This window comes from Algoriphagus sp., assembly GCF_030694375.1.
In the GTDB taxonomy this organism is placed as follows: Bacteria; Bacteroidota; Bacteroidia; order Cytophagales; family Cyclobacteriaceae; genus Algoriphagus.
Map to the genome: position 1 here is coordinate 41,562 of NZ_JAUXYL010000046.1, position 22,465 is coordinate 64,026.

Here is a 22,465-nt window from a genome sequence, read left to right on the forward strand (position 1 = left end):
AGACTTTAAAAAATGCTTCATACGTCCTGCTTGGAAATCAGCACCAGTGCCTACTTTCAAAATATCGAATTTATCCGTTCACGAATCGGCACTGGGCCGACAATCTCTTCCGTAGTCAAAGGGAATGCCTATGGTCACGGAATAGCGCAAATGGTACCTATCGCTGAAAAGGCCGGGATCCATCATTTCAGCACTTTCAGTTCCGATGAAGCTTGGGAAGTTTTGGAAAGCAGCTCCCAAAAGAACGAAATCATGATTATGGGTATGCTCCATCCGGAGGAAATCCCCGATCTAATCCGGCGTGAGATTCAGTTCTTTGTATTTGATTTTGAGCGCTTGGAGCATGCCATCGAGACGGCAAAAACCTTAGGACTAAAAGCTCAAATCCATGTCGAAGTAGAAACCGGATTTCACCGGACCGGATTTGAGTGGGCGGACAGGAAAAAACTCCTGGAAATTCTTCAAAACAACGAGTCGGCTCTCGAATTGAAAGGGCTTTGTACACACTATGCCGGAGCAGAAAGTGCTCAAAATCACATCCGGATAAGGAGTCAAATCGGGCGTTTTAAGGAATTTCACCAATTCTTCACTGAAAACCAGATCCAGTTTGAACGATTACATACGGCCTGTTCTGCAGCAACTTTACTTTTTCCCGAGACTCACATGGATCTGGTCCGTGTCGGAATCACGGGCTATGGATTTTGGCCAACCCGGGAGACATTTAACCTACTAAAGGATCAACGTCCTTTGGAAAATCGCAATCCGCTCAAGCGCCTTTTAACGTGGAAAACACAAATCATGAGTCTCAAAAAAGTGGAATCCGGAGAATTTGTGGGGTATGGAAAAAGTTTTCAGGCAAGTCAGGACATGACTTTGGCGATACTTCCCGTAGGCTATTCTCACGGATATGGCCGCAATCTCAGCAATAATGGCAAAGTCCTTATTTCAGGTCAATACTGTCCTGTCATCGGCACGGTAAATATGAATGCTGTCGCCGTGGATGTAAGTCATTTGGCCAAGACAAGCCCCGGAGACGAAGTGATTTTGATCGGATACCAAGGAGAAAATGAAATCACTGTCGCTTCATTTGCCGAAACTTCCGATCTGATCAACTACGAAATGCTGACCAGGTTACCTGCCCAAATCCCGAGAAAAATCAGGGATTAATAGAAGATAATCGTCTTGTTTTTGAAAGTCAGAACTTTGCGATCCAGATGATATTTGATTGCTTTGGAGAGTGTCACTTTCTCCACGTCCTGCCCGATTTGCACCAATTCCGGTATCGTATTGTGATGCCGCACCCGAGCCACTTCCTGCTCGATAATCGGCCCCGCATCGAGCTCCTCGGTCACATAATGTGCTGTTGCTCCAATGATCTTTACGCCTCTTTCATACGCAGCATGATAGGGTCTTGCTCCCACAAATGCCGGCAAAAAGGAATGGTGAATATTGATGATCCGATTCGGAAAATGTCGGATAAACTCTGCTGAAACAATCTGCATGTACCGCGCCAAAACGATGAAATCCACCCGATGTTCCTTCAAAAGTGCCAATTGCTCCGCTTCCACAGTGTCTTTGTTCGAGGCATTTACCGGGATGTAAAAAAAAGGAATCCCAAAAGCCTCCACGATGGGTTTCAAATCCGAATGATTGGAAATCACCAAAGGGATATCCACTTCAAGCTGTCCGGCATGATGTCTTCCCAGAATATCGAATAAACAATGGGAAAGTTTGCTCACAAAAACTGCCATTCTTGGCTTTGGAAAATTGAAATGAAGTTTGAACTCCATTTGGAATTTCTTCCCGATTTCTACTTCAAAACGAGAAGCTATTTCGTCTTTTTTCAAAGAAAAAGAATCTAACTCCCATGCCGCCCGCATGAAAAACATCCCCATTTCCTCATCCACGTGCTGATCCACTTCCAGAATGTTGCCGTTGTAGGAATATAAAAATCGGGACACTTCCGATACAATCCCCTTTTGGTCGGGACATTGGATGAGTAAAATTGCCTTGTTCATAAGTTACAATTAGGAATTCCAGATCGTCCAAGCAGCTTCTGCCTGAAGGACAAGCATATCCATTCCGTTTTTAGCCTTTCCTCCTCTTTCGATGCAGGCCTTCATCAGGGTGGTTTCGGCAGGATTATATACCAAATCATAGACCCGATGAGATTCAGTAAGCATTTCCACCGGAATTTCAGGCATTTCTTCTGTTTTGGGAAAAGTCCCAAGTGGCGTAGTATTGATGATCAAGGGAAAATTGATCATAAAATCAGAATTGCTTTTCAAATCAGCATAGGTGATTTGGTTTTCGGCAGGATTTCTTGAAACCGCCAAAAAACTAACTCCCAGATCCTTCAAAGCCACTTTTACAGCTTTGGAAGCACCCCCAGTTCCCAAGACCAAAGCCCTTGGAATCTCTTTTCCAAGCCAATTCTTAAGAGAATTCTTGAAGCCAATGTAATCGGTATTGAATCCTTTTCGGTAGCCGTTTCGGATTTGGATGCAATTGACGGCTCCGATTAATTCACAGGCCGAATCCAATTCATTCAAAAACGGAATAACTTCCTGCTTGTAAGGAATGGTCACTGACATTCCCTCCATTTCGGGATTTTCAGAAAGCACTTTTTCAAAATCAGCTATCTGAGGGATTTCATAAAGCTCAAACTCACAATTCCAGATTCTTTCCTTTTCAAACTTTGCTGAAAAGTATTTCTTTGAAAACGAATGGGTTAAGGGATATCCGATCAGACCGAATTTTCTCATGATTTCAAAAGTTTGGTTGCCAGCCATTCGATAAACAGTACCAATCCGATTCCAAAAACAAAGGCAAGTACAGCCGCTAGAATTTGTGGTTGCTCACCCACTTGCTCCAAATAGCTTCCGGGAAGGATGTTGTCTGTCAGGAAAGGTTTCTCTTCCCCACTTGAGGAAGTCCGCCATGCGGTGACGATCTTCCAGGGCCAAAGTTCATTGACCGAACCCAGCATAAACCCCGAGAGTAAGCCAATTGTGGCTGAATGATATTTTCTCAAAAGCCAGGCAACAAGCCTGCTAAACGACAAAATTCCAACGATACACCCGCCCGCAAAAACAAAAAGTTTGAGAAAATTACGCTCGGTGACTGCCTGAAGAATTCCCTCGTACTGCCCAAGGATAAGCAAAATAAAACTTCCGCTTATTCCGGGTAAAATCATGGCACAAATGGCTATGGAGCCAGCAATAAAAGTAAACCACAAAGCTTCCGGTGTAGTGGTTGGAGGCAGATTAGTCACCCACCAAGCGATGCCAGTACCTATCACAACTGCCAGAATTACTCCCATGTGCCATCGTTTGATTTCCTTTAAAATCATAAAAGCACTTACCAGAATCAACCCGGTAAAAAAAGACCATAAAGGGATCGGATGATTGCTCATCAAAAATGTAATCAGTCGCGACAGTAAAAAAATGCTGGATAGAATCCCTAAAAGGAGACTCAACAAAAAAGAGCCGTTTACTGACTTATAGAACCTTTTTACCTCGCCCCCGAACAAAAGCTTGCCGTTTTCCAGCGTAAACGAATTGATACTGTTGAGCAATTCTTGATAAATCCCTGCAATCAGCGCAATAGACCCTCCAGATACGCCCGGTACGATATCAGCAGCTCCCATTGCCATACCCTTGAAATAGGTCAGGATGTATTTTTTGATAGAGGTCATGTGTTTGGCATTTGTCTTCCAGCGGTCTCAGCTGCCTGCCGGCAGATGATGATTTACCAACTACGTTTTTGGCAGGCCTATCTACCGACAGATAGACACGAATTCATAAACAAAATAAAGGCTGAACGATGAATCGATCAGCCCCTCTTCGTTAGATTTTGATTAAAGTTTGATTTCTCCCAAGAAGTGATCGAAAGTATCTCCTCTGAGTCCGAGACGGATGGTTTCCAAAGGGATGATCTCTGTAGGGCTAATGTTTCCGAGATTTACATTTGCTCCCAAAAGCTTGATGAACCAAACCTGCTGAGACTTTTGAGGAGCCTCCCAAATGATTCTTTCTTCAGGCACTTGAGTTAGAATCTCTTCCACCAATCCTTGACGTACTTCTCCCGAATCGCGAAACAAGCCTACATTTCCGCCTTCACGGGCTTCTCCAATTACCTTCCATGCACCAGCAGCAAGCTCCGTTTGCATTTGCTCAATCCACTTATATGGAGGAATGATTTTGGCTGCATCCTTGGACCCAACTTCAGAAAGAACTGTGACCTGCTTGGCAAGTGTTGCTATGTATTCGCATTTTTTATCGTGATTCAGTGAGATTGAACCATCGGATACTTCTGCAAATTCGAGTTGGTATTTGTCAAGGACTCTACGATAATCCTCAAATTGACCTCTGACGATAAAGGCTTCGAAAAGCGTGCCTCCCAAATAAACCGGAATTCCTGCAGCCTTGTAGACTGCCAGCTTTTCATTAAGACGCTTGGTGACATAAGATGTCGCCCAGCCCAGTTTGACGATGTCTACAAAATCAGAGCAACTATCTACAAAATCCTCGGTTTCCCGAAGGCTAAGACCCTTGTCCATAGCCATAGTAAATCCCGTGGTACGTGGCTTATCAGTCCGTACAGGAATATTCTTTAGCACATAATTCATGCGATAATAATTTGATTTTTAATGGCCACATGGAATCTCGCATGCAGGATGATCATCACAGTTTGTGACTTTTTTGACATGCTTGATTTCATTTGCCAGGTTTTAATGTTTAGAGCAGGGAATGGTCATCCCGATATTGAGCGATGATCTTGTAGATAGCCTTCTGTTCTTTGAGTTCCGGCATCAATTCGTACAAGATGGTATGCTTGTCATAGTCCAAAGTTAACGCATTTTCCAAATATGAGAACGCATCTTTGTATTTGCCCATTTTTACCAGATAAACTACCATACGATAGTACAGCTCGGGCTCTTCCGGAGCTTCCTCGATTCCCTCACGGACGACATCGACAGCTTCTTCAAAGCGGTTTTGCTCAAAATAGATCACTGAAAGATTGACATAAGTCTCCATTATGCCGGGCTCGAGGTTGATTGCCTCTTCATAGGCTTCCGAACTTGCCTGCATGTTGCCCAGATTGAATTCGGCGTCTGCCAATCCTACCCAGAAGTTGGCATTCTCCTTATTGAGATTGAGCGCCTTTTTGAAATAATGGATTGCTTCAAAAAACTTTTCCTTCTTGAGCATGCACATACCAAGTCCAAACCAAGCGTCGTCGTATTCTTCATCCAGTTTTGCGGACTTTTTAAAATATTTGAAGGCCTCATCGATTTTGCCCAGCTTCTCATAGGCTGCGCCCATGTAGCAGCAGTTTTCCGCATTGACTCCTTCGCAGTTGATGGTGTTTTGGTAAGCCTCCAAGGCTGCCTCGTATTGATGGGTATTCATCAAAGAATTCCCAAGGTTGAAGTGTGCCGATGCAAAGGCATCATCAATAATCAGCGCATATTCATAGGCGGAAATGGCATCTTCAAACCGGCCCAGTCGGTTATATACCACCCCTAAATTGTACCAAGCGCCTGCTGAATAAGGATCCTGATCAATAAATTCCTGATAGAACTGGAGAATTTCGTCAAACGATCCTTCCTCTTCAGTGATCATGGCTAGCTGAAACAAGGCATCCTCGTGGTTGATTCGATTTTTCACCGCTTCCTTAAAATAATCGCTGGCTTTGGTGTTGTCTCCTTTTGCCCGATAGAGGTTCCCTAGCGAGTAAAGAACTTCTGCTTTGTCTTCCGCCATAGGCAGATAACTCTCGAGTAACTCTATTCCATCCTGATGACTCCCTGCCAAGATGTGTGCATTGGCCAAGGCCAAAACGATATCTTCATTGTTTGGAGAAAGGTTATTCAGATTTTCCAGAATACTTAATCCTTCTTCCAGCTCATCGTTAAAAATAAGACACTGCGCTTTGAGCAAACGTATTTCCACCGAAAAAGGAAACTTTTCCAGGGCATATTCTGAAGCTCTCAGTGCTTTGAGAAATTTTTGCTGGTCGAAATAGAACCGAATGATGTCTTCCAGTTCTTCTTCTTCAAAATAGAGGTCGAGGTTTGATTTCAGAGAATTTTCAAATCGCTCAACGAGTTTTTTATCTTCTTCCCAGTCGTGATCGTGATCTCCGGTCATTCGATGATTTTATGGTTTATTTAAGATACCAATAAAAGAGGGATCTCAAAATTCACTTCATTTAATTTTTTCAATCCTGAAAAGATTTTTTTCAGGAAAACAGGGTGACTATTTTAATTAGTACCTCAATAACGCCACGTCCAAATATTAAGTTTGTTTTATGGCGTTTTCGCCCATTCCAGACTTTCCCTGAGCGAAAAATAGCGGAAGTTTAAAAATCTTTCGATTTTGGCATTGTCAAATCTGATTTTTTGCTGAGAAAGCATCGCCGTCTGCTTGTTTAAGGGGCTTTTGCTCAATCCGAAAGCGCGGAGCAACGATAGAGTAAACGAGGCAATTGAAATTAGTCCGTCAGAAAGCGGAAACCTGGGTTCTTTTTTTCCAAAAACAGTTGCGATTTCTGAGAAAAATTCCTGGTACGAGATGCTCTCTTTATTTAAAATGAAACGCTCACCCCAAGCCTGGCTTTCAACCAATTCACGGGTAATCTTCGCTGCATCCCTCACGTCTATGTAATTTAAATCTCCTTTCGGAAAAAAGTTACCCTCCTCCATGACATAAGAATAGATCGCTGTACTACTCTTTCCGTAACTTACTTTTCCAAGCAAAACAGAGGGATTAATTAGGATCAACTCCAGGCCTTCTTGTTCGCCTCTCCAGGCTTCCAATTCCGCCCAGTATTTTGAAACAGCGTATTCGGTATTCCATGGAGATTCTACCCATTTAAATTCCTCATCAATCACACTTAATTCCGGACTCCTTCCGATGGCTGATACAGAACTCACATGGATCAATTTTTTCACTCCGGTGGCCAGCATGGCATTGACGAGGTTGGCAGTACCGATGGTATTTACCTCATAGAGTTTTTCTTTGTCTCTGGCAGAGAAAGAAACCAAGCCCGCCGAATGGATGACGAGGTCCATACCGGCCAAAGTTTCAAGCAATGATTCCGTATTGGACAACTCACCAATATGCCATTGGATGTCAAGTCCCTCAACCATGTCCAAACTGGAATTTTCACGCTTTAGCCCATGAATTTTTCCCAAAGCACCAAATTCTTTGGCAAGTTGACTACCAAAAAGTCCCGTAATTCCCGTAATCAAAATATTCATAACCGGATCCTAAAGTCGGGTATTGATTAACTCGAGATTTTGCAGCTTCTCATAAATCTTCTGGTATTTTGGCAACGTGTCGAGCATATCAAGGTAGCGTGCATTGTGGCAATCTGTTCCCAATAACGCAACCACTCCTTTATCGACGAGCATTTCACCAAAATCTTTGACCTGTTTGGAATAAAAGCCTGTAAACGAAAGCAAATTCACTTGGAAAAGAAGGTTTCTTTCAAAAAGTTCTTCTTGAAGTTTCTTATCCATAATTAGGTATTGATAACGCTCCGGGTGAGCCAAAATTGGCTTATATCCAGCCATCTCCAAATGAAAAATAATATCAAAAAGCATTTGGGGTTTATTGATAAACCCTGTTTCGACCAAGATATAACTGTCCCCAAAAGTGAGCATCTTTTCACCTGCCTTCACTTTTTCAAGGAAAATTTCATCCATGTAGTACTCCGCAGCGGCTTCTATTTGGATGGCAATTCCTTCTTTCTTGACCGCCTTTCGGAGATCTTCCAAGCCCATATGAATAATTTCCGGAGTATTCCGATAATATTCCGACATGATATGGGGGGTGGTAATTATTTTTTCCAAGCCATAATCCGCTAATCGCTTCACCAATTCAAGCGATTCCTCCATGGATTTGGACCCATCATCGATCCCCGGGATCAGGTGAGAGTGCATGTCCACTTTCATCCACGATAGGTCAAGGGGTGTTGTATCCTCCGGTTTTCTTTTGAATGCGTCAAGCCATCCCATCATAAGCCGCCTTTACTTTGAATTTTAAATTCCTCCAAGGATGTCCAAGTTTTATCCTTATCGGAGATTATTGGCTCGTCGATTCGCCAATCAATTCCCAATTTAGGATCATTCCAAAGGATTCCACCTTCAGAAAGCTTATTGTAATAATTAGAACATTTGTACGCAAAAATAGCATCTTCCAATACAGAAAACCCGTGTGCAAATCCGACGGGAACGAAAAGTAAGTTGTTTATTTCTCCATCTAATACTGTAGAGTAGTGCGCTCCAAAAGTCGGGGAATCCTTTCTCAAATCAACCACTACATCGAGCACCTTCCCTGATATTACCCGGACGAGTTTGGCCTGTGCAAAAGGTGCATGCTGAAAATGGAGTCCTCGAACAGTTCCTTTTTGCGAAAAGGACTGATTGTCCTGAACCCAATCCACAGTTATACCATTTTTTGCCAACCAATCATGTCTGTAAGATTCAAAGAAATAGCCTCTGCTGTCATGAAAAATTTTTGGAAAAATCTCAATAAGACCAGCAATAGGAGCGCTGCGCAATTCTGCCATTTGGGGATAAATACTTGAGCTTGGTAGGGCAAAATAACTACTCCCCAATTGACTATCCTAATCTATTCTAGATAATTATCCCCAAATTTGTACTTGGACAGCCGAATTCCCAATCCATCAGGATTTGATGGCGGATATATAGAATCCATGAAGCGGAACCTATTATCCAAAAAAGACCGTTGATTACCACGAATAGAACTTGTTATGAATAAATTTTCAAGAAAACTCCAAAAACTTCACGACACCGCCCCAAAAGAGGAGACCGCCATCCTTGTCACACTGATTCGTCAGCAACAAAGCGAACAGGAAGTGGAAGAGCATCTGGACGAACTTGCCTTTTTGGCCGAAACACTCGGTGCAAAGACGGTTTACAGGTTTACCCAACGTATGGAAAAACCGGAGATCAAGACCTTTGTTGGTTCGGGAAAATTGGAAGAAATCAGGGCATATGTGGAGCATTTCGAAGTGGACATGGTCATATTCGATGATGACTTGAGCCCTTCCCAAATGCGAAATTTGGAAAATGAAATCAAGGTGAAAATCTATGATAGGTCTTTGTTGATCTTGGATATTTTCCTCAAAAGAGCCCAAACAGCACAGGCTAAAACGCAGGTAGAACTTGCCAGATTTCAATATTTATTGCCGCGATTGACTAACATGTGGACTCACTTGGAGCGTCAGCGCGGTGGCACGGGTACCCGGGGTGGTTCCGGTGAAAAAGAAATCGAAACAGATAAGCGGGACATTCGTGCTAAAATCACCTTGCTGAAAGAAAAACTTCTTGAAATCGAAAAACAGGGGGTCACACAGCGAAAAGGCCGCAAGGGAGTGGTGAGAGTGGCCTTGGTAGGCTATACCAACGTGGGAAAAAGCACGCTGATGAACCTCATCACCAAGACGGATATTCTGGCTGAAAACAAGCTTTTTGCAACTGTGGATTCCACGGTCAGAAAGGTGGTGTTGGAGACCGTACCCTTTTTGCTTTCGGATACAGTTGGATTCATTCGCAAATTGCCTTCGCACTTGATCGAATCCTTTAAATCAACGTTGGATGAAATTCGAGAAGCGGACCTTTTGGTGCATGTCGTCGATATTTCGCATCACGCTTTTGAAGACCAAATCGGAGTGGTAACTCAAACACTGAATGAAATCAAAGCGGGAGATAAGCCTGTTTTATTGGTTTTCAACAAAATCGACCTTGTACTTCAAATGCCGTCCGAAGAGGAATCCCAACATATCAGCGAACATGAACTTCAGGAAACGCGCTATGTCGATTTCAAAGCCTTAAGTGATGCTTACGAAAAGAAAAATGGAATTAAGCCTGTATTTATGTCGGCAACTTCGGTAGAAAATGTAGAAGAATTTCGAGCAGCACTGTTGGCAGAAGTCAAAAAACAACACAGAAAAATATATCCCCACTACCTCGAAGACGAAGTCATCGAATGGAATGAAAAGGATATCCTGAATTAAATTTGACTCAATTTCGGGTCGAAAGGGTCAGAAATTCATTTAAAGAGCACTTCTTGACTGAATTTTTGAATACAACAAAGAACTATTAATTTTCATAAGCTCTCCGGTGAGAATTTCCTCTCACCGGTTTTTTTTGTATTTCCTCAAATTCCCGGAAAGGAAATGCCTTTCACCCTGCGATACAGGTTGAGGGCATATTTATCCGTCATTCCGGAGATAAAATCGACCAAATTTCTGAGTAGTGGGTAAGGATTTACTTCTGCACCCCAGCCTTTCAGCGGAAAGTCTTCCGGAAGTAATCTCAAGATGCTTTTGTCTTGTCCGGAGAACAATTCAGGGCTATAGAATTGATGATAAAGCGCCTGTGAAAACACAGACAACAAGCCTTCCAGTACCTGGAATCCGGCAGCTTCTTTTTCCAAGACAACTTTTGATCGATAGATGCTCTTTACTGAAGCTGTGGAAATGGCAGCAAGGGCTTTGGCCGATGGAATGATATCCGTAAGGCCTTTATCAAAATTCCCTTTCCGCATACCTTCCTCATAGTGTACAAAAACTTCAACCGATTCTCGAATTAGTTGTCCAATGGCCATTGCTCTCAGAATACCAAGGTTTTGGGCTTGAGTTCGGTCTTTCAATTTCTCTTTGTCAAATCGGTCACCCAATATTGGCTTGAGCAAGCTGACGGTTTCTTCAAAACTGATCAAGCCCATCGTGCAACCATCCTCAAGGTCGATAATATTATAACAGATGTCATCTGCTGCCTCCACCAAAAATGCGAGTGGATGTCGAACCCAACATTCTGCACTTGTTTTTTCAATTCCCAATGCATCCGTCATCAATTCGAAATCGATGAGTTGATTGATGAAAAATCCAAATTTCTTTTGGCTCTTTCGTGCGATATCCCGCTGAGGGATCAAGCTTGGCCTTGGATATTTGGTGAAAGCTGCAAGGGTTGCATAGGTCAGATTTAACCCAAATTGCTTGGAAACCAACATTCGAAAACCCTGGGCATTTCCCTCGAAGTTGACCAAATCAGACCATTGGTCTACTCTGACATGCTTTTCCCATACTTTGCCATAGACATGAAATCTGAAAAAGTCTGAAATCGCTTCTTCCCCGGCATGCCCAAATGGAGGATTCCCAATATCATGAGTAAGCGCAGCCGCTGCTACAATTGACCCTATAGCTGAGGAAGAAATCCCCAATTTTTCTAAAGTAGGATACTTTTCGATGAGAAACTCCCCAGCAGACTTCCCCAGAGATCTTCCCACACTGGAGACCTCCAGACTATGTGTAAGCCGTGTGTGAACAAAGGCCTGCTCAGGAAGTGGGAATACCTGTGTTTTATCCTGAAGATTCCGAAAAGGTGCCGAAAAAATGATTCTGTCGTAGTCTATTTCAAACTCTGTTCTGCTGGACTCCAGATTTGGAGATCTTGGAGTTTCACCAAAACGTCCATTAGCCAGCAATTTTTCCCATTTCATCATCCCCAAAATTAAAAAGCTCCGGAGATTAATCTCCTATTTAAAAAAACTTTGATGCCTTGGCATGGGGATTGAATCCTTTGAAGGGAAACTAAATAAAAAAAAACACATGAAGGCCCTAGTTAAAAACCTATTACTCAGCTTGATTTTACTGGCAAGTTTCGCCTGTGACACAGACGATTCTCCCAAATCCGGACAGGCCAGAGTCAACTTTTACTTAGTAGATGCCCCGGCAGACTTTGATGAGGTTTGGATCGAAGTCTTGGCTCTGCGCGTGAAATCCGATCACGAGAAAAGTGAAATGTCCGAAGATGATAATTCTTGGAAAGAAATTGTTTTTGAAGGAAGCCGATACATCAACTTGTTGGATCTAACAGGTGGAAATACCCTTCTACTTGGCACTGAGGATTTTCCCGAAGGAAAAATTGATCAAATCCGACTCATCCTAGGAGAAGATAATTACCTCATCAAAAATGGAAATATACTGGAGCTCCAAACTCCAAGTGCACAACAAAGCGGCCTTAAAATCAAGGTGAATCAGGAAATTGAAGCGGGTAATTCCTATAACCTGATGATTGATTTTGATGTAGCAAAATCTATTGTGGTAGCCGGAAACTCGGGCAATATCATTCTAAAACCTGTTCTTCGGGCTTTTCTGGAGCAGTCTCAGGGAGTGCAGGGCCAAGTGCTTCCGCTCGCGGCTCAACCTGTCCAAGTGAATGTCAATGGAAGTGGAGTTGACCTAAACACCTTTACCGACACGAAAGGGAATTACGTGATACAGGGTATTCAACCCGGAACATACACCCTTACGCTCACGCCAAACGAACTGTACAATCCTGCAACAATTACAGGAATCAGCGTGGAGGCTGGCAAATTAACAACCGTCCCTGCTGCCACACTCACACTCAAATAAATTTTAAATGCCGGACTCCAATCCGGCATTTTTCTTTCAGTTCCATTTGTCCAAAACACTTAAATTGAAGAGTTTTGGACTAAATTTGTTTTGTGATTAAAATCAAACACCTACTTCCATTAGCACTTTTTTCGGCCTTTCTCTGGTCATGCCAAGATCTGGATTCCAGCCCCAAAGCTTTGGTTAATATCCTTTTAATAGATGCTCCAGCAAAATGGGATTCCGTCGTTGTCGAAATTCAGGGAGTAGAATTGGAGTTCGTGCCCAACAGTCGTCAAGGAGGAGATGTCCAGCGGATTTTCCTTCCTTATGAACTTGGAAACAAGCAAGTAGACATTTCCCGGTTTGTCGGAGGCAGATCCCTTTCAGTAGCCCGAAATGAAATGCAACTGGGCGTGATCACTGGAATTACACTTAGACTTGGAACAGGAAATTCCCTGTACTTAAATAAGGAAAAATTTCCCTTGGAATTGCCAGATGGGAAAATCGATTATTTCCAGTCTCTTAACATTGATCTGGAACAAGGGATTTCTTATGATATAGTCTTGGACTTTGACTTGGGAAAATCCATCCAAGTAACCGGCGCCAATCCACTGGCCCTGAAATTTAATCCGACGGTTAGGGCTTTTTCCGGATTCGGAAAAGGGGAATTGACTGGTACCACCAGTCCGGCAGAAATTCGTCCAGTGATCTATGCTATCAATAAAACTGACTCCATTAGCACTCATACCAATTCAAGTGGCAATTTTTTTTTCCGGCTTGAGCCTGGCGATTATACCATTTTTATTGACCCAAAAGACACTCGATACAATACCGACACCCTCTTCAATGTAGCAGTTGAAGTGGGGAAAAAAACACTTTTGGAACGTATCTCACTCACAAGAAAATGAACCGATTGGATCATCTCTACATGAGAAGAGCACTGGAACTTGCCGAATGGGGTAGGGGCAGTGTAAGTCCAAATCCGATGGTGGGTTGTGTGATTGTTTATCAAGATCGAATCATCGGGGAAGGCCACCATCATCAGTATGGCGGTCCACATGCTGAAGTCAATGCCATTAATTCGGTTCAAAATCCGGACTTTCTAAAAGCAGCTACCGTTTACGTCACCTTGGAACCTTGTGCCCATTGGGGAAAAACTCCTCCCTGTGCCAATCTTTTGGTTGAAAAGCAGGTGAAAAAGGTTGTGATAGCCGCCATCGACACCAATCCTCTGGTAGGGGGAAAAGGAATCGAAATTCTAAAAAATGCGGGAATTGAAGTTGAAACGGGGGTTTTGGAAAAAGAAGCGCGCTGGCAAAACCGACGGTTTTTCACCCAAATCGAAAAGCACAGACCCTATGTGATTCTCAAATGGGCACAGTCCCAAGATGGGTTTGTGGCTCGGGAAAACTTCTCATCCAAATGGATCAGCGGAAGTCAAAGCCGTCAGCTGGTTCACAAATGGAGAGCCGAGGAGGATGCGATTTTGGTTGGGAAAAACACTGCCTTACATGATAATCCAAGCCTAAACGTCCGGGATTGGGCAGGCAAAAACCCCATGCGGATTGTCTTGGATGCCAAGTTGGAACTTTCTCAAAACCTAACCCTTTTTGACCAAACCATTCCGACAGTTTGCTATAATTCCAAAAAATCGGAAATTCAGGAAAACCTCAATTTTGTCAATCTCGGAGACCAGTTCGGTATGCACGACATATTGAAAGACTTACATTCCCGAAAAATCCAAAGTCTGATTGTCGAGGGAGGAACAAAGGTTTTGTCACAATTCATCGAAAATAGTCTTTGGGATGAGGCACGCATATTTACCGGAAAAGTAAAATTTGGAACTGGAATTTCAGCCCCGATATTGAACCAAAATCCAGCGGAAACCCTTTCAATTGGCGAAGATATTTTAAACATTTACCACCATGGCTGAGACCCTTTTGATCCCCGATACCGCAACCAAAGCTGAGAAATACGAGGCCTTGCTTCCCCAAATAGAAGCCTTAATTTCCGGAGAACCTGATCTGTATGCCAACCTGGCAAATATTGCGGCGGCTTTGAAAGAGGGGTTTGGATTTTTCTGGGTTGGATTTTACTTGGTGAAAAATGAGCAATTGGTGCTCGGGCCATTTCAAGGACCTATTGCCTGTACACGCATCAACTTTGGAAAAGGCGTCTGCGGTACGGCTTGGAAGGAAGCGAAAACCCAACTGGTGCCGGACGTAGATGCATTTCCGGGACACATTGCTTGTAGTTCAGCTTCGAAGTCTGAGATAGTAGTACCGGTTTTCAACCGAAATGAGGTTGCAATGGTTCTCGATGTGGACAGTGATCAATTGGCTGATTTTGATGAGACGGATCAAAAGTATCTGGAAGAATTGATGGCAGTATTGGGCAATTTGCTGTAACTCATTATGTTGAAAATTCCCTAACTTTAAACATGACTCAATCGGCTATTTTAGAAAAAATCACATCTTTTGCCTCTGAAAAGTTTCCAGGTTCGGAGCTTTTCCTTTTTGGCTCAAGAGCGAGGGAAACAGAAAAACATGATTCTGATTGGGATATCTTATTGCTTTTGGAGGAAGATTCGATTGATCTGGCAAAAGAAAAATCAATCATGGATGAGTTTTATGAACTGGAACTTCAAACCGGCGTATCGATTTCTCCTTTGATTTATTCAAAAAAAGTGTGGAATAAAACTCGACCGATGACCTCACTCTATCGAGAAATTAAGAAAGATGCCATTCGTTTAAAATGAATAAATCAAAAAAGGAGCTTGTGAAATATCGGCTTGAAAGAGCAGTTGAACCTTATTTTGAGCCAGTAAAAAATTTCATTGAGAAAATTTCAGTTCTCATCCAATCGAACTTCGACAAAACTCCCTAACGATCTCCAAAGTCTCTGATTTTTGCTCGATCATTCCCATGTGTCCCACACCTAGCAATTCAAAATAATGGGTGAAAGTATCCTTTTGGGCGCGGCTGGCTTCAATTTTTACCGCTCCATCTGCTGTGCCGGCAATCAGTAATTTTGGACCTGAATATTGTCTTAGCAACTCCAGTCTATCTTTCCGGTCCCTCATAGCTCCTGAAAAAGCAATCAGTCCATTCAAACTGCATCGTTTTGCATCTTCGATTGCGTCCTCAATTTCTCCGGACAATTCTTCTCTTCTGTTTTCGGGAAAAAGCGGGGGGACGAATGAGGTGACGAATTTCTCAACTCCATATTTTCGAAGAAAAGTGATCGTCCGGTTTCGCATTGCCTTTTTGTCCGCATCATCAGCAAAAGCTGTGGAATGAAAAAGGCCAATTGCTTTGATGCGATTTCCCATCAATTCCAAAAGCGCCAAGGAAACATACCCTCCGAGTGAATGACCGATTAGGATTGGATTTTCGATTTGGTTGGACTCCATCCATTCTTCCAATGAAATCGCAACTTCTTCCAAAGAAAGCTGATCACCTGAAATCGGGGAGTTTCCAATCCCGGGCAAGTCGGGGCAAAGCACCCGAAATTGATTAGAAAGTGCTTCCGCAAAGTCAAGCCACATGTTACCCGTTTCACAATATCCGTGAATCAGAATTAAAGGCTGACCTTTTCCTTTTTCAAAAAAATGAATAAAAGACATTTGGGGGTTTTTAGGAAACGCGAACTACTTCTGAAAGGCTTCTGACAGCCTCCGCAATTCCTTCAGGATCAAAGCCACACTCACGGTGAAGCTCGATTTGCTCGCCGTGTTCGATCACGTCATCTGGAATTCCCAATCGTCTTACCTGAGCAGAATAGCCATTGTCAACCATCCATTCCAGCACTGCCGACCCGAAACCACCCATCAGGCAACCATCTTCGATCGTAACCACTTTTTTGAATTTGCCAAAAATCTCGTGAAGTAACTCCCCGTCCAATGGCTTCACAAAGCGCATGTCGTAATGTGCAGGATTCAAACCCTCTTTTGCCAATTTGGCGCAGGCTTCCACGGCATAGTTTCCGATATGTCCTATGGATAAAATTGCCACTTCTTCGCCTTCTTTTACAATCCTTCCCTGACCGACAGGAATCTGACGAAGTGGAGTTCTCCACTCCGGCATCACACCGTTACCTCTTGGATATCGGATCGAATAAGGTCCCTCATGGATTGAGGCAGAATACATTAGATTTCGCAGTTCTTCTTCATTCATCGGAGAGGACACCACGAGATTGGGAACACAACGGAAAAAAGCAATATCGTAAGCCCCGTGATGCGTAGGACCGTCAGCCCCGGCAAAACCAGCGCGGTCCAAGCAAAGTACTACGGGGAGATTCTGAAGGCATACATCGTGCACCACCTGATCGTAAGCCCGCTGCATGAAGGTGGAATAAATATTACAGAACGGAACAAGTCCCTGCGTAGCCAGACCCGCAGAGAATGTCACCGCATGCTGTTCGGCGATGCCCACATCAAAGGCGCGATCAGGCATTGCCTTCATCATGATGTTGAGCGATGAACCGGAAGGCATAGCGGGCGTCACACCCATGATTTTTGGGTTCATTTCAGCCAATTCGACCAAGGTGTGCCCGAAGACATCCTGATACTTTGGTGCCTGAGGGGCAGTTGGTATTTTTTTGAAAATTTCGCCCGTTACTTTATCGAATGTCCCGGGGGCATGCCAAGTAGTTTTATTGCCATTTTCGGCAGGGGCATACCCTTTGCCTTTTACCGTGATGCAATGAAGAATTTTTGGTCCGGGAATATCCTTCATATCGTTGAGGATTTCGACTAGATGGTTTACATCATGCCCGTCAACAGGGCCGAAATAACGAAGATTGAGCGATTCAAAAAGATTGCTTTGTTTCAGTACCGCAGATTTGATTGCTCCTTCTACTTTGGATATAATTTCCTGAGCACTGCTGCCAAACTTGCTTAGCTTACCCAGCATCTTCCAGACTTCATCTTTTACTTTATTGTAAGTATGAGAAGTGGTGATATCAGTCAGATAATCTTTTAATGCCCCGACATTCGGGTCGATGGACATGCAGTTATCATTGAGAATGATCAGCAAGTTGGTATCACTTACACCGGCGTGATTCATGGCTTCAAATGCCATTCCTCCAGTCATGGATCCATCACCGATTACCGCTACATGCTGAATATTGGAGTTTTTGTATTTAGAAGCGACTGCCATCCCAAGTGCGGCAGAAATCGAGGTACTGGAATGCCCGACACCGAATGTGTCAAATTCACTTTCTTTCCGCTTGGGAAAACCTGAAAGACCACCATAGACACGATTTGTGTGAAATCTCTCTTTTCTTCCAGTCAAAATTTTATGTCCGTAGGCCTGATGACCTACATCCCATACCAATTGATCTTCCGGAGTATTAAGCACATAGTGTAAAGCCACGGTCAATTCTACCACACCCAAACTAGCCCCAAAGTGTCCTCCATAGACCGATACATTGTCCACGATAAACTGACGCAATTCATCACAAACTTGGACTAATTTTTCCTTCGGAAATTTCTTCAGGTCATCGGGAGTATTGATTTGTGCGAGTAGTTCTCCGGGAGTGATTTGCATTTTCTGAAGTCTAGGTGTCAGTAAGGATTAACAGAAAGCAGAATAGTTTGTTTCACTTGCTTATTAAATTAAGCAGAAAGACGGTTTTGCTTTATATCCCTACCCCTCCGATAAATTTAGCGTATTTGAATATCTTTGGCAGATAGTCCGCAAAATTAACCAATAATATTACAATCCGGTGAGTTTCGAGATCAAATTGCCGCTTTTTGAAGGTCCATTCGACCTGATGCTGTTCTTCATCGAGCGGGATGAGCTTGATATTTACGACATCCCAATCTCCAAGATTACCAATGACTTCCTTGAGTATATTCACCAGTTGGAAAAAATGGAGATTGAGGTTGCCAGCGATTTTATCCTCTTTGCAGCCACGCTGATGAAAATCAAATCACGGATGCTGCTGCCCCGGCCTGAGCTCAATGAAAAAGGGGAAGAAGTAGATCCGAGGGAAGAACTCATCAGGAACCTCTTGGAGTACAAAAAATACAAGTCTGTAATTGAAGAAATGGCTCAAATGGAGTCCCTCCGACTCTCAAAGGAAAAAAGAGGGAATCTCGCACAAGAACTTTTAGAACTAAGCAAAAATGAAGACGTTGAAGCTGAGATGCAACATGTTGATCTCTACAAGTTGCTCAAGGTTTTCCAAAAATGTATGGCAAGACTTGCCTCCAGAGTTGACGAAACAAAACATACTGTAATTCAGTACCCTTATACCATTGAGCAGCAAAAAGACTTTGTTTTGGAAAAAATAAGTTTTAAAAAACAAGTACCTTTTGAGGAGTTCATCCAATTCAACCCAGAAAAAATCTTTGTGATTTATACCTTCTTAGCGATCCTAGAGCTTCTTCAACTTTCCCTGGTCACGATTATCATCGGTGATGGGTATAATAATTTTTGGGTAGAAAAGACTGAGCCAATAGCTGCAGCCTAAGTATGAAGCTGGACAACAAGAAGATCTTTAAAACATTAAACCCAAATAAAGTCTGGGTACCCATCATCATAGGACTTGGGATAGTCTTTGCGATGTTTTACCTCGACCCCTCGATTACAGCCGAATCACTCAAAGGGGTATTTGATGCCTCGATTCCTTGGTTGTTTTTTGCCATTCTGGTATTGTTTTTTAGAGACTTCGGGTATGTATATCGGATTCGGGAGATTACAGATCGTCAACTTACTTGGACACGGGCGATCTATGTCATAATCCTTTGGGAATTTGCCTCTGCAGTGACTCCTTCGGTAGTAGGAGGAACTGCCGTAGCGATGTTTATTCTCAACAAAGAAGGAATCAAAATGGGGAAGGCCATTGCTTTTGTGATGGTAACGGCAATTTTGGATAATCTTTTCTTTGTCATCGGAGCTCCGATTATCCTTTATTTCGCCAAAGGGAACATTTTTCCCGACAGCAAGCTGCTTGAAACCCAAATGGAAAATAGCCTTCAGGCCATTTTTTGGATCAGCTACAGCCTCTATGCATCCTACAGTTTGGTGATGGCGGCTGCACTTTTCTATCGCCCGAGAGTTTTCAAATGGGTTTTGATCAAAATTTTCAGTATCAAATTCCTTCGAAAATGGAAACATGATGCACAGGAATATGGCAATCAGATCATCGAGGCTTCACGGGAGCTTAGAGGAAAAAAAATGAAATACTGGCTACCCATAGCCGGTGCCACGGTATTTATCTGGACCTCCAGATATTTGATGCTGAATGCACTGATTTCAGCATTTGTTCCTTTATCATTCGAACAAGAGATTATCGTTTTTGCAAGACAGGTGATTATGTGGATCGTCATGATGATATCCCCAACTCCAGGAAGCAGCGGCACGGCGGAGTTCTTCTATGCACAATTCTTCACCCAGTTTCTGGGAGGTTATACCTTTGTGACAAGTATTGTCTGGAGGTTGTTTTCCTACTACCCGTATTTGATTTTAGGAGCGATTTTTCTTCCACGATGGATACGGCAAGTCTTTTTCAAAAAGAAACCAGTAGGAGAGGAATAATATGCTCAGCTCGCTATCCATAACGCAACTGGAAGAATTGACGGGAGGAAAAGCTCAGGGGAAAGAATTTTCCGGATTGATTACTCAGATCAGCATCGACTCAAGGCAGATTATCCAACCGGATCAATGTCTTTTCGTCGCCTTGAGAGGAGTCAAAGCTGATGGAGCGGATTTTATCCCAACGCTGATTCAAGCCGGTCTTCGTGTATTTCTCGTGCATCAGGACCGCACAATAGACCCAGAATTAGCAAAAAACGCCACTTTTATTCCGGTAAAAAACACCCGAAATGCACTTCAGGCAATCGCGTCATTCCAACGAAGTCAATTTATAAAACCTGTCGTTGGGATCACGGGAAGCAATGGAAAAACAATTGTGAAAGAATGGCTTGGGCAGGTATTAAGTCAAAGCTTTACGGTTGCCAAAAGCCCAAAAAGCTATAACTCCCAAGTTGGCGTCCCGCTTTCGATTTTTGGGATTCAGGCTTATCATCAAGTCGCCATCCTTGAGGCGGGAGTTTCCAAACTAGGTGAAATGCCCACGCTATCGGCAATGATCAGCCCGAATTTAGGGATATTCACCAATATCGGGACGGCGCATGAGGAAGGGTTTTCAAGTATCGAAGAAAAAATAAAGGAGAAACTTCAACTTTTCTCGCAAAGTCAACTGCTTATTTACTGCAAAGATCAAGCACTTGTGAGCAGAGAAATCGAGGAAACCTTCTCCGCTGATAGGCTGATTTCATGGTCAACCCAAGCTGGCGCCGACTTTGTAGTATCTACCAAAAAACAGGAAACTCAGGCTAAAATTATCCTTATAAAACCTGACCTGAACACCTTTACTTTCCAGGTTCCATTCACAGATACCGCCTCCATCGAAAACATCACACATGTCATTGTTGCAGCGCTGACATTAGGGCAAGAGATTCCCTCCATACAGGAAGGGCTCAACCACCTCAAGCCCGTGGACATGCGACTCACACTTAAACCAGGCCTGAATGATTCACTGATCATCGATGACACGTATAATAATGACATCGCCGGTCTTAAAGTCGCGCTTGAATTTCTAAGCCAACAACGACCCAAACGTCGAAAAATCCTGATTCTTTCAGATCTGCTTCAGCAAGGAATTCCTGAAAAAATCTATTCCGAAGTTTCAGAATTGATCAAATCCTATGGACTCGATCAAATAATAGGTGTCGGAGGTGATGTCAGTGGACTGAGAGATTTTTTCCCAAACCAGTTTAGCAACTATCCTACTACCGAAGCCCTCCTTCAGTCGATAGATACCGATGCATTTCAAAATGATCTGATTTTGATCACCGGAGCCCGACCATTTGCTTTTGAGCGAATCGTCAACAGGCTTCAGCAGCGAATCCATGGTACCACTTTGGAAATCAATCTGAATGCCCTAACGCATAATTTCAATTTTTTTAAGCGACAAGTACGCCCAGAAACCAAAATGATGGTGATGGTCAAAGCGTTTGCCTATGGAGGTGGTGCAGCTGAAATAGCAAACCACCTACAGACCATGGGAGCAGATTACTTGGCTGTGGCATTTTCTGATGAGGGGGTTTCTCTCAGAAAACAGGGAATTCGTCTCCCAATAATGGTACTCAATCCGGTCGAAGAATCATTCGATTTGCTACGTGAGTTTGATCTCGAGCCGGTAGTCTTCAGTCCGGAATTTTTCAAAAAACTGGGTCAGTACGCACAAAACCACCAAATCCGGCTGCGTATTCATTTGGATTTGGACACCGGCATGCATCGATTGGGTTTTGAAAAGCAACACTTAGGGGAATTGAAAGCTCTGATCCATTCTTTTCCTGAGTTGGGGATTGCGAGTCTCTATACCCATCTAGTGGGAGCGGATGAAGAAGAGCATGAAGAATTTTCCCTCGACCAGCTCCGACTATTCAAGGAAATGAAGGCGGAAATTGAAGGGGTTTTGGATTATAAACCGCTGATTCATGCACTCAACTCTGCCGGAATCATACGCTATCCTGAATTTCAGATGGATATGGTTCGATTGGGAATTGGACTTTATGGAGTAGAAGTCACAGGTAAACGTGACGCTGAATTAAAATCAGTCAGTACGCTGAAAACCACCATTTCTCAAGTAAAAACACTTCCTCCGGGTGCCACTGTAGGTTACTCCAGAAAAGGAAAATTGCCGCATGGAGGAAAAATCGCCACTTTAGCTATTGGGTATGCCGATGGATATGACCGCAGATTTTCTCAGGGAAAAGGTTACGTCCTGATCAATGGCAAAAAAGCTTCAGTCATCGGAAATGTATGCATGGATATGACCATGGTGGATGTCAGTGATATCGATGCCAAGGCAGGTGACGAGGCAATTATTTACGGAGAGCAAATTTCATTAAAGGAACTCGGCGACCAAATTGGCACCATTCCTTATGAATTGCTGACCAACATCAGCACGCGCGTGAAGCGGGTCTATTATTTGGATTAACCAAATTTCCTCTAAA

21 protein-coding genes are annotated in these 22,465 nt (G+C 43.2%); 10 read left to right on the forward strand and 11 right to left on the reverse strand.

Annotated features, from left to right (window positions below; translation table 11 throughout):
• Positions 1–12: 12 nt before the first annotated feature.
• Entirely contained in the window at positions 13–1,167 is a 1,155-nt protein-coding gene (gene alr, locus Q8M62_RS18915) for an alanine racemase (protein ID WP_304900271.1), read from the forward strand.
• Here the strand turns inward: alr and purU are convergent.
• From purU to rfbC, 8 genes are all read right to left on the reverse strand, one after another.
• Entirely contained in the window at positions 1,164–2,018 is an 855-nt protein-coding gene (gene purU, locus Q8M62_RS18920; RefSeq protein WP_304900272.1) for a formyltetrahydrofolate deformylase, read from the reverse strand. The genes alr and purU overlap by 4 nt on opposite strands.
• Positions 2,019–2,027: 9 nt before the next feature.
• A complete protein-coding gene (locus Q8M62_RS18925; RefSeq protein WP_304900273.1) occupies positions 2,028–2,765 on the reverse strand; it encodes a shikimate dehydrogenase in 738 nt (245 codons plus the stop codon).
• Positions 2,762–3,697, reverse strand: coding sequence for a DUF368 domain-containing protein (locus Q8M62_RS18930; RefSeq protein WP_304900274.1), 936 nt, complete (start codon positions 3,695–3,697; stop codon positions 2,762–2,764). Before Q8M62_RS18930 ends, Q8M62_RS18925 begins: the two co-directional genes overlap by 4 nt.
• Positions 3,698–3,859: 162 nt before the next feature.
• Positions 3,860–4,630 (reverse strand): phosphosulfolactate synthase, encoded by a 771-nt coding sequence (locus Q8M62_RS18935; protein WP_092727973.1) that lies wholly within the window; start codon positions 4,628–4,630, stop codon positions 3,860–3,862.
• A 109-nt stretch (positions 4,631–4,739) separates the two neighbouring features.
• On the reverse strand, positions 4,740–6,155 hold the full coding sequence (locus Q8M62_RS18940; RefSeq protein ID WP_304900275.1) for a tetratricopeptide repeat protein: 1,416 nt from the start codon (positions 6,153–6,155) through the stop codon (positions 4,740–4,742).
• Positions 6,156–6,313: 158 nt separating this feature from the next.
• Positions 6,314–7,267, reverse strand: a complete 954-nt coding sequence (locus Q8M62_RS18945; protein ID WP_304900276.1) for an NAD-dependent epimerase/dehydratase family protein — start codon at positions 7,265–7,267, stop codon at positions 6,314–6,316.
• Positions 7,268–7,276: 9 nt separating this feature from the next.
• A complete protein-coding gene (locus tag Q8M62_RS18950) occupies positions 7,277–8,026 on the reverse strand; it encodes a tyrosine-protein phosphatase (protein ID WP_304900419.1) in 750 nt (249 codons plus the stop codon).
• A complete protein-coding gene (gene rfbC / locus Q8M62_RS18955) occupies positions 8,026–8,580 on the reverse strand; it encodes a dTDP-4-dehydrorhamnose 3,5-epimerase (RefSeq protein WP_304900277.1) in 555 nt (184 codons plus the stop codon). Before rfbC ends, Q8M62_RS18950 begins: the two co-directional genes overlap by 1 nt.
• Positions 8,581–8,784: 204 nt before the next feature.
• On the opposite strand from rfbC, the gene hflX reads away from it, so the two are divergent.
• Positions 8,785–10,050 carry a GTPase HflX gene (gene hflX, locus Q8M62_RS18960; RefSeq protein WP_304900278.1) on the forward strand — a complete coding sequence of 422 codons (1,266 nt, stop codon included), beginning with the start codon at positions 8,785–8,787 and terminating at the stop codon, positions 10,048–10,050.
• 143 nt (positions 10,051–10,193) lie between these two features.
• Here hflX and dgt read toward each other — a convergent pair whose 3' ends face one another.
• Entirely contained in the window at positions 10,194–11,537 is a 1,344-nt protein-coding gene (gene dgt / locus Q8M62_RS18965) for a dGTP triphosphohydrolase (RefSeq protein ID WP_304900279.1), read from the reverse strand.
• Between the two features lie 109 nt (positions 11,538–11,646).
• Here dgt and Q8M62_RS18970 point away from each other — a divergent pair, with 109 nt between their 5' ends.
• From Q8M62_RS18970 to Q8M62_RS18990, 5 genes are all read left to right on the forward strand, one after another.
• Entirely contained in the window at positions 11,647–12,453 is an 807-nt protein-coding gene (locus Q8M62_RS18970) for a DUF4382 domain-containing protein (protein WP_304900280.1), read from the forward strand.
• Between the two features lie 92 nt (positions 12,454–12,545).
• Entirely contained in the window at positions 12,546–13,343 is a 798-nt protein-coding gene (locus Q8M62_RS18975) for a DUF4382 domain-containing protein (protein ID WP_304900281.1), read from the forward strand.
• Positions 13,340–14,368 (forward strand): bifunctional diaminohydroxyphosphoribosylaminopyrimidine deaminase/5-amino-6-(5-phosphoribosylamino)uracil reductase RibD, encoded by a 1,029-nt coding sequence (ribD, locus tag Q8M62_RS18980; protein WP_304900282.1) that lies wholly within the window; start codon positions 13,340–13,342, stop codon positions 14,366–14,368. Before Q8M62_RS18975 ends, ribD begins: the two co-directional genes overlap by 4 nt.
• The gene (locus Q8M62_RS18985; RefSeq protein ID WP_304900283.1) at positions 14,361–14,843 is read left to right on the forward strand and encodes a GAF domain-containing protein; all 483 of its coding nucleotides are present in this window, start codon (positions 14,361–14,363) and stop codon (positions 14,841–14,843) included. Before ribD ends, Q8M62_RS18985 begins: the two co-directional genes overlap by 8 nt.
• A gap of 32 nt (positions 14,844–14,875) precedes the next feature.
• Positions 14,876–15,193: a nucleotidyltransferase domain-containing protein gene (locus Q8M62_RS18990; RefSeq protein ID WP_304900284.1), complete on the forward strand. Its 318-nt coding sequence runs from the start codon at positions 14,876–14,878 to the stop codon at positions 15,191–15,193.
• 96 nt (positions 15,194–15,289) lie between these two features.
• Here Q8M62_RS18990 and Q8M62_RS18995 read toward each other — a convergent pair whose 3' ends face one another.
• Together Q8M62_RS18995 and dxs are read right to left on the reverse strand one after the other, a co-directional pair.
• The gene (locus Q8M62_RS18995) at positions 15,290–16,060 is read right to left on the reverse strand and encodes an alpha/beta fold hydrolase (protein WP_304900285.1); all 771 of its coding nucleotides are present in this window, start codon (positions 16,058–16,060) and stop codon (positions 15,290–15,292) included.
• A 10-nt stretch (positions 16,061–16,070) separates the two neighbouring features.
• Positions 16,071–17,984, reverse strand: coding sequence for a 1-deoxy-D-xylulose-5-phosphate synthase (dxs, locus tag Q8M62_RS19000; RefSeq protein WP_304900286.1), 1,914 nt, complete (start codon positions 17,982–17,984; stop codon positions 16,071–16,073).
• A 178-nt stretch (positions 17,985–18,162) separates the two neighbouring features.
• Here dxs and Q8M62_RS19005 point away from each other — a divergent pair, with 178 nt between their 5' ends.
• From Q8M62_RS19005 to Q8M62_RS19015, 3 genes are read left to right on the forward strand one after another with little or no spacing between them, the layout of a single operon-like run.
• Positions 18,163–18,912 carry a ScpA family protein gene (locus Q8M62_RS19005; RefSeq protein WP_304900287.1) on the forward strand — a complete coding sequence of 250 codons (750 nt, stop codon included), beginning with the start codon at positions 18,163–18,165 and terminating at the stop codon, positions 18,910–18,912.
• A 2-nt stretch (positions 18,913–18,914) separates the two neighbouring features.
• Complete coding sequence (locus Q8M62_RS19010; protein ID WP_304900288.1) at positions 18,915–19,979, forward strand: lysylphosphatidylglycerol synthase transmembrane domain-containing protein; 1,065 nt, start codon at positions 18,915–18,917, stop codon at positions 19,977–19,979.
• A 1-nt stretch (position 19,980) separates the two neighbouring features.
• Entirely contained in the window at positions 19,981–22,449 is a 2,469-nt protein-coding gene (locus Q8M62_RS19015; RefSeq protein WP_304900289.1) for a bifunctional UDP-N-acetylmuramoyl-tripeptide:D-alanyl-D-alanine ligase/alanine racemase, read from the forward strand.
• Positions 22,450–22,465: the final 16 nt, after the last annotated feature.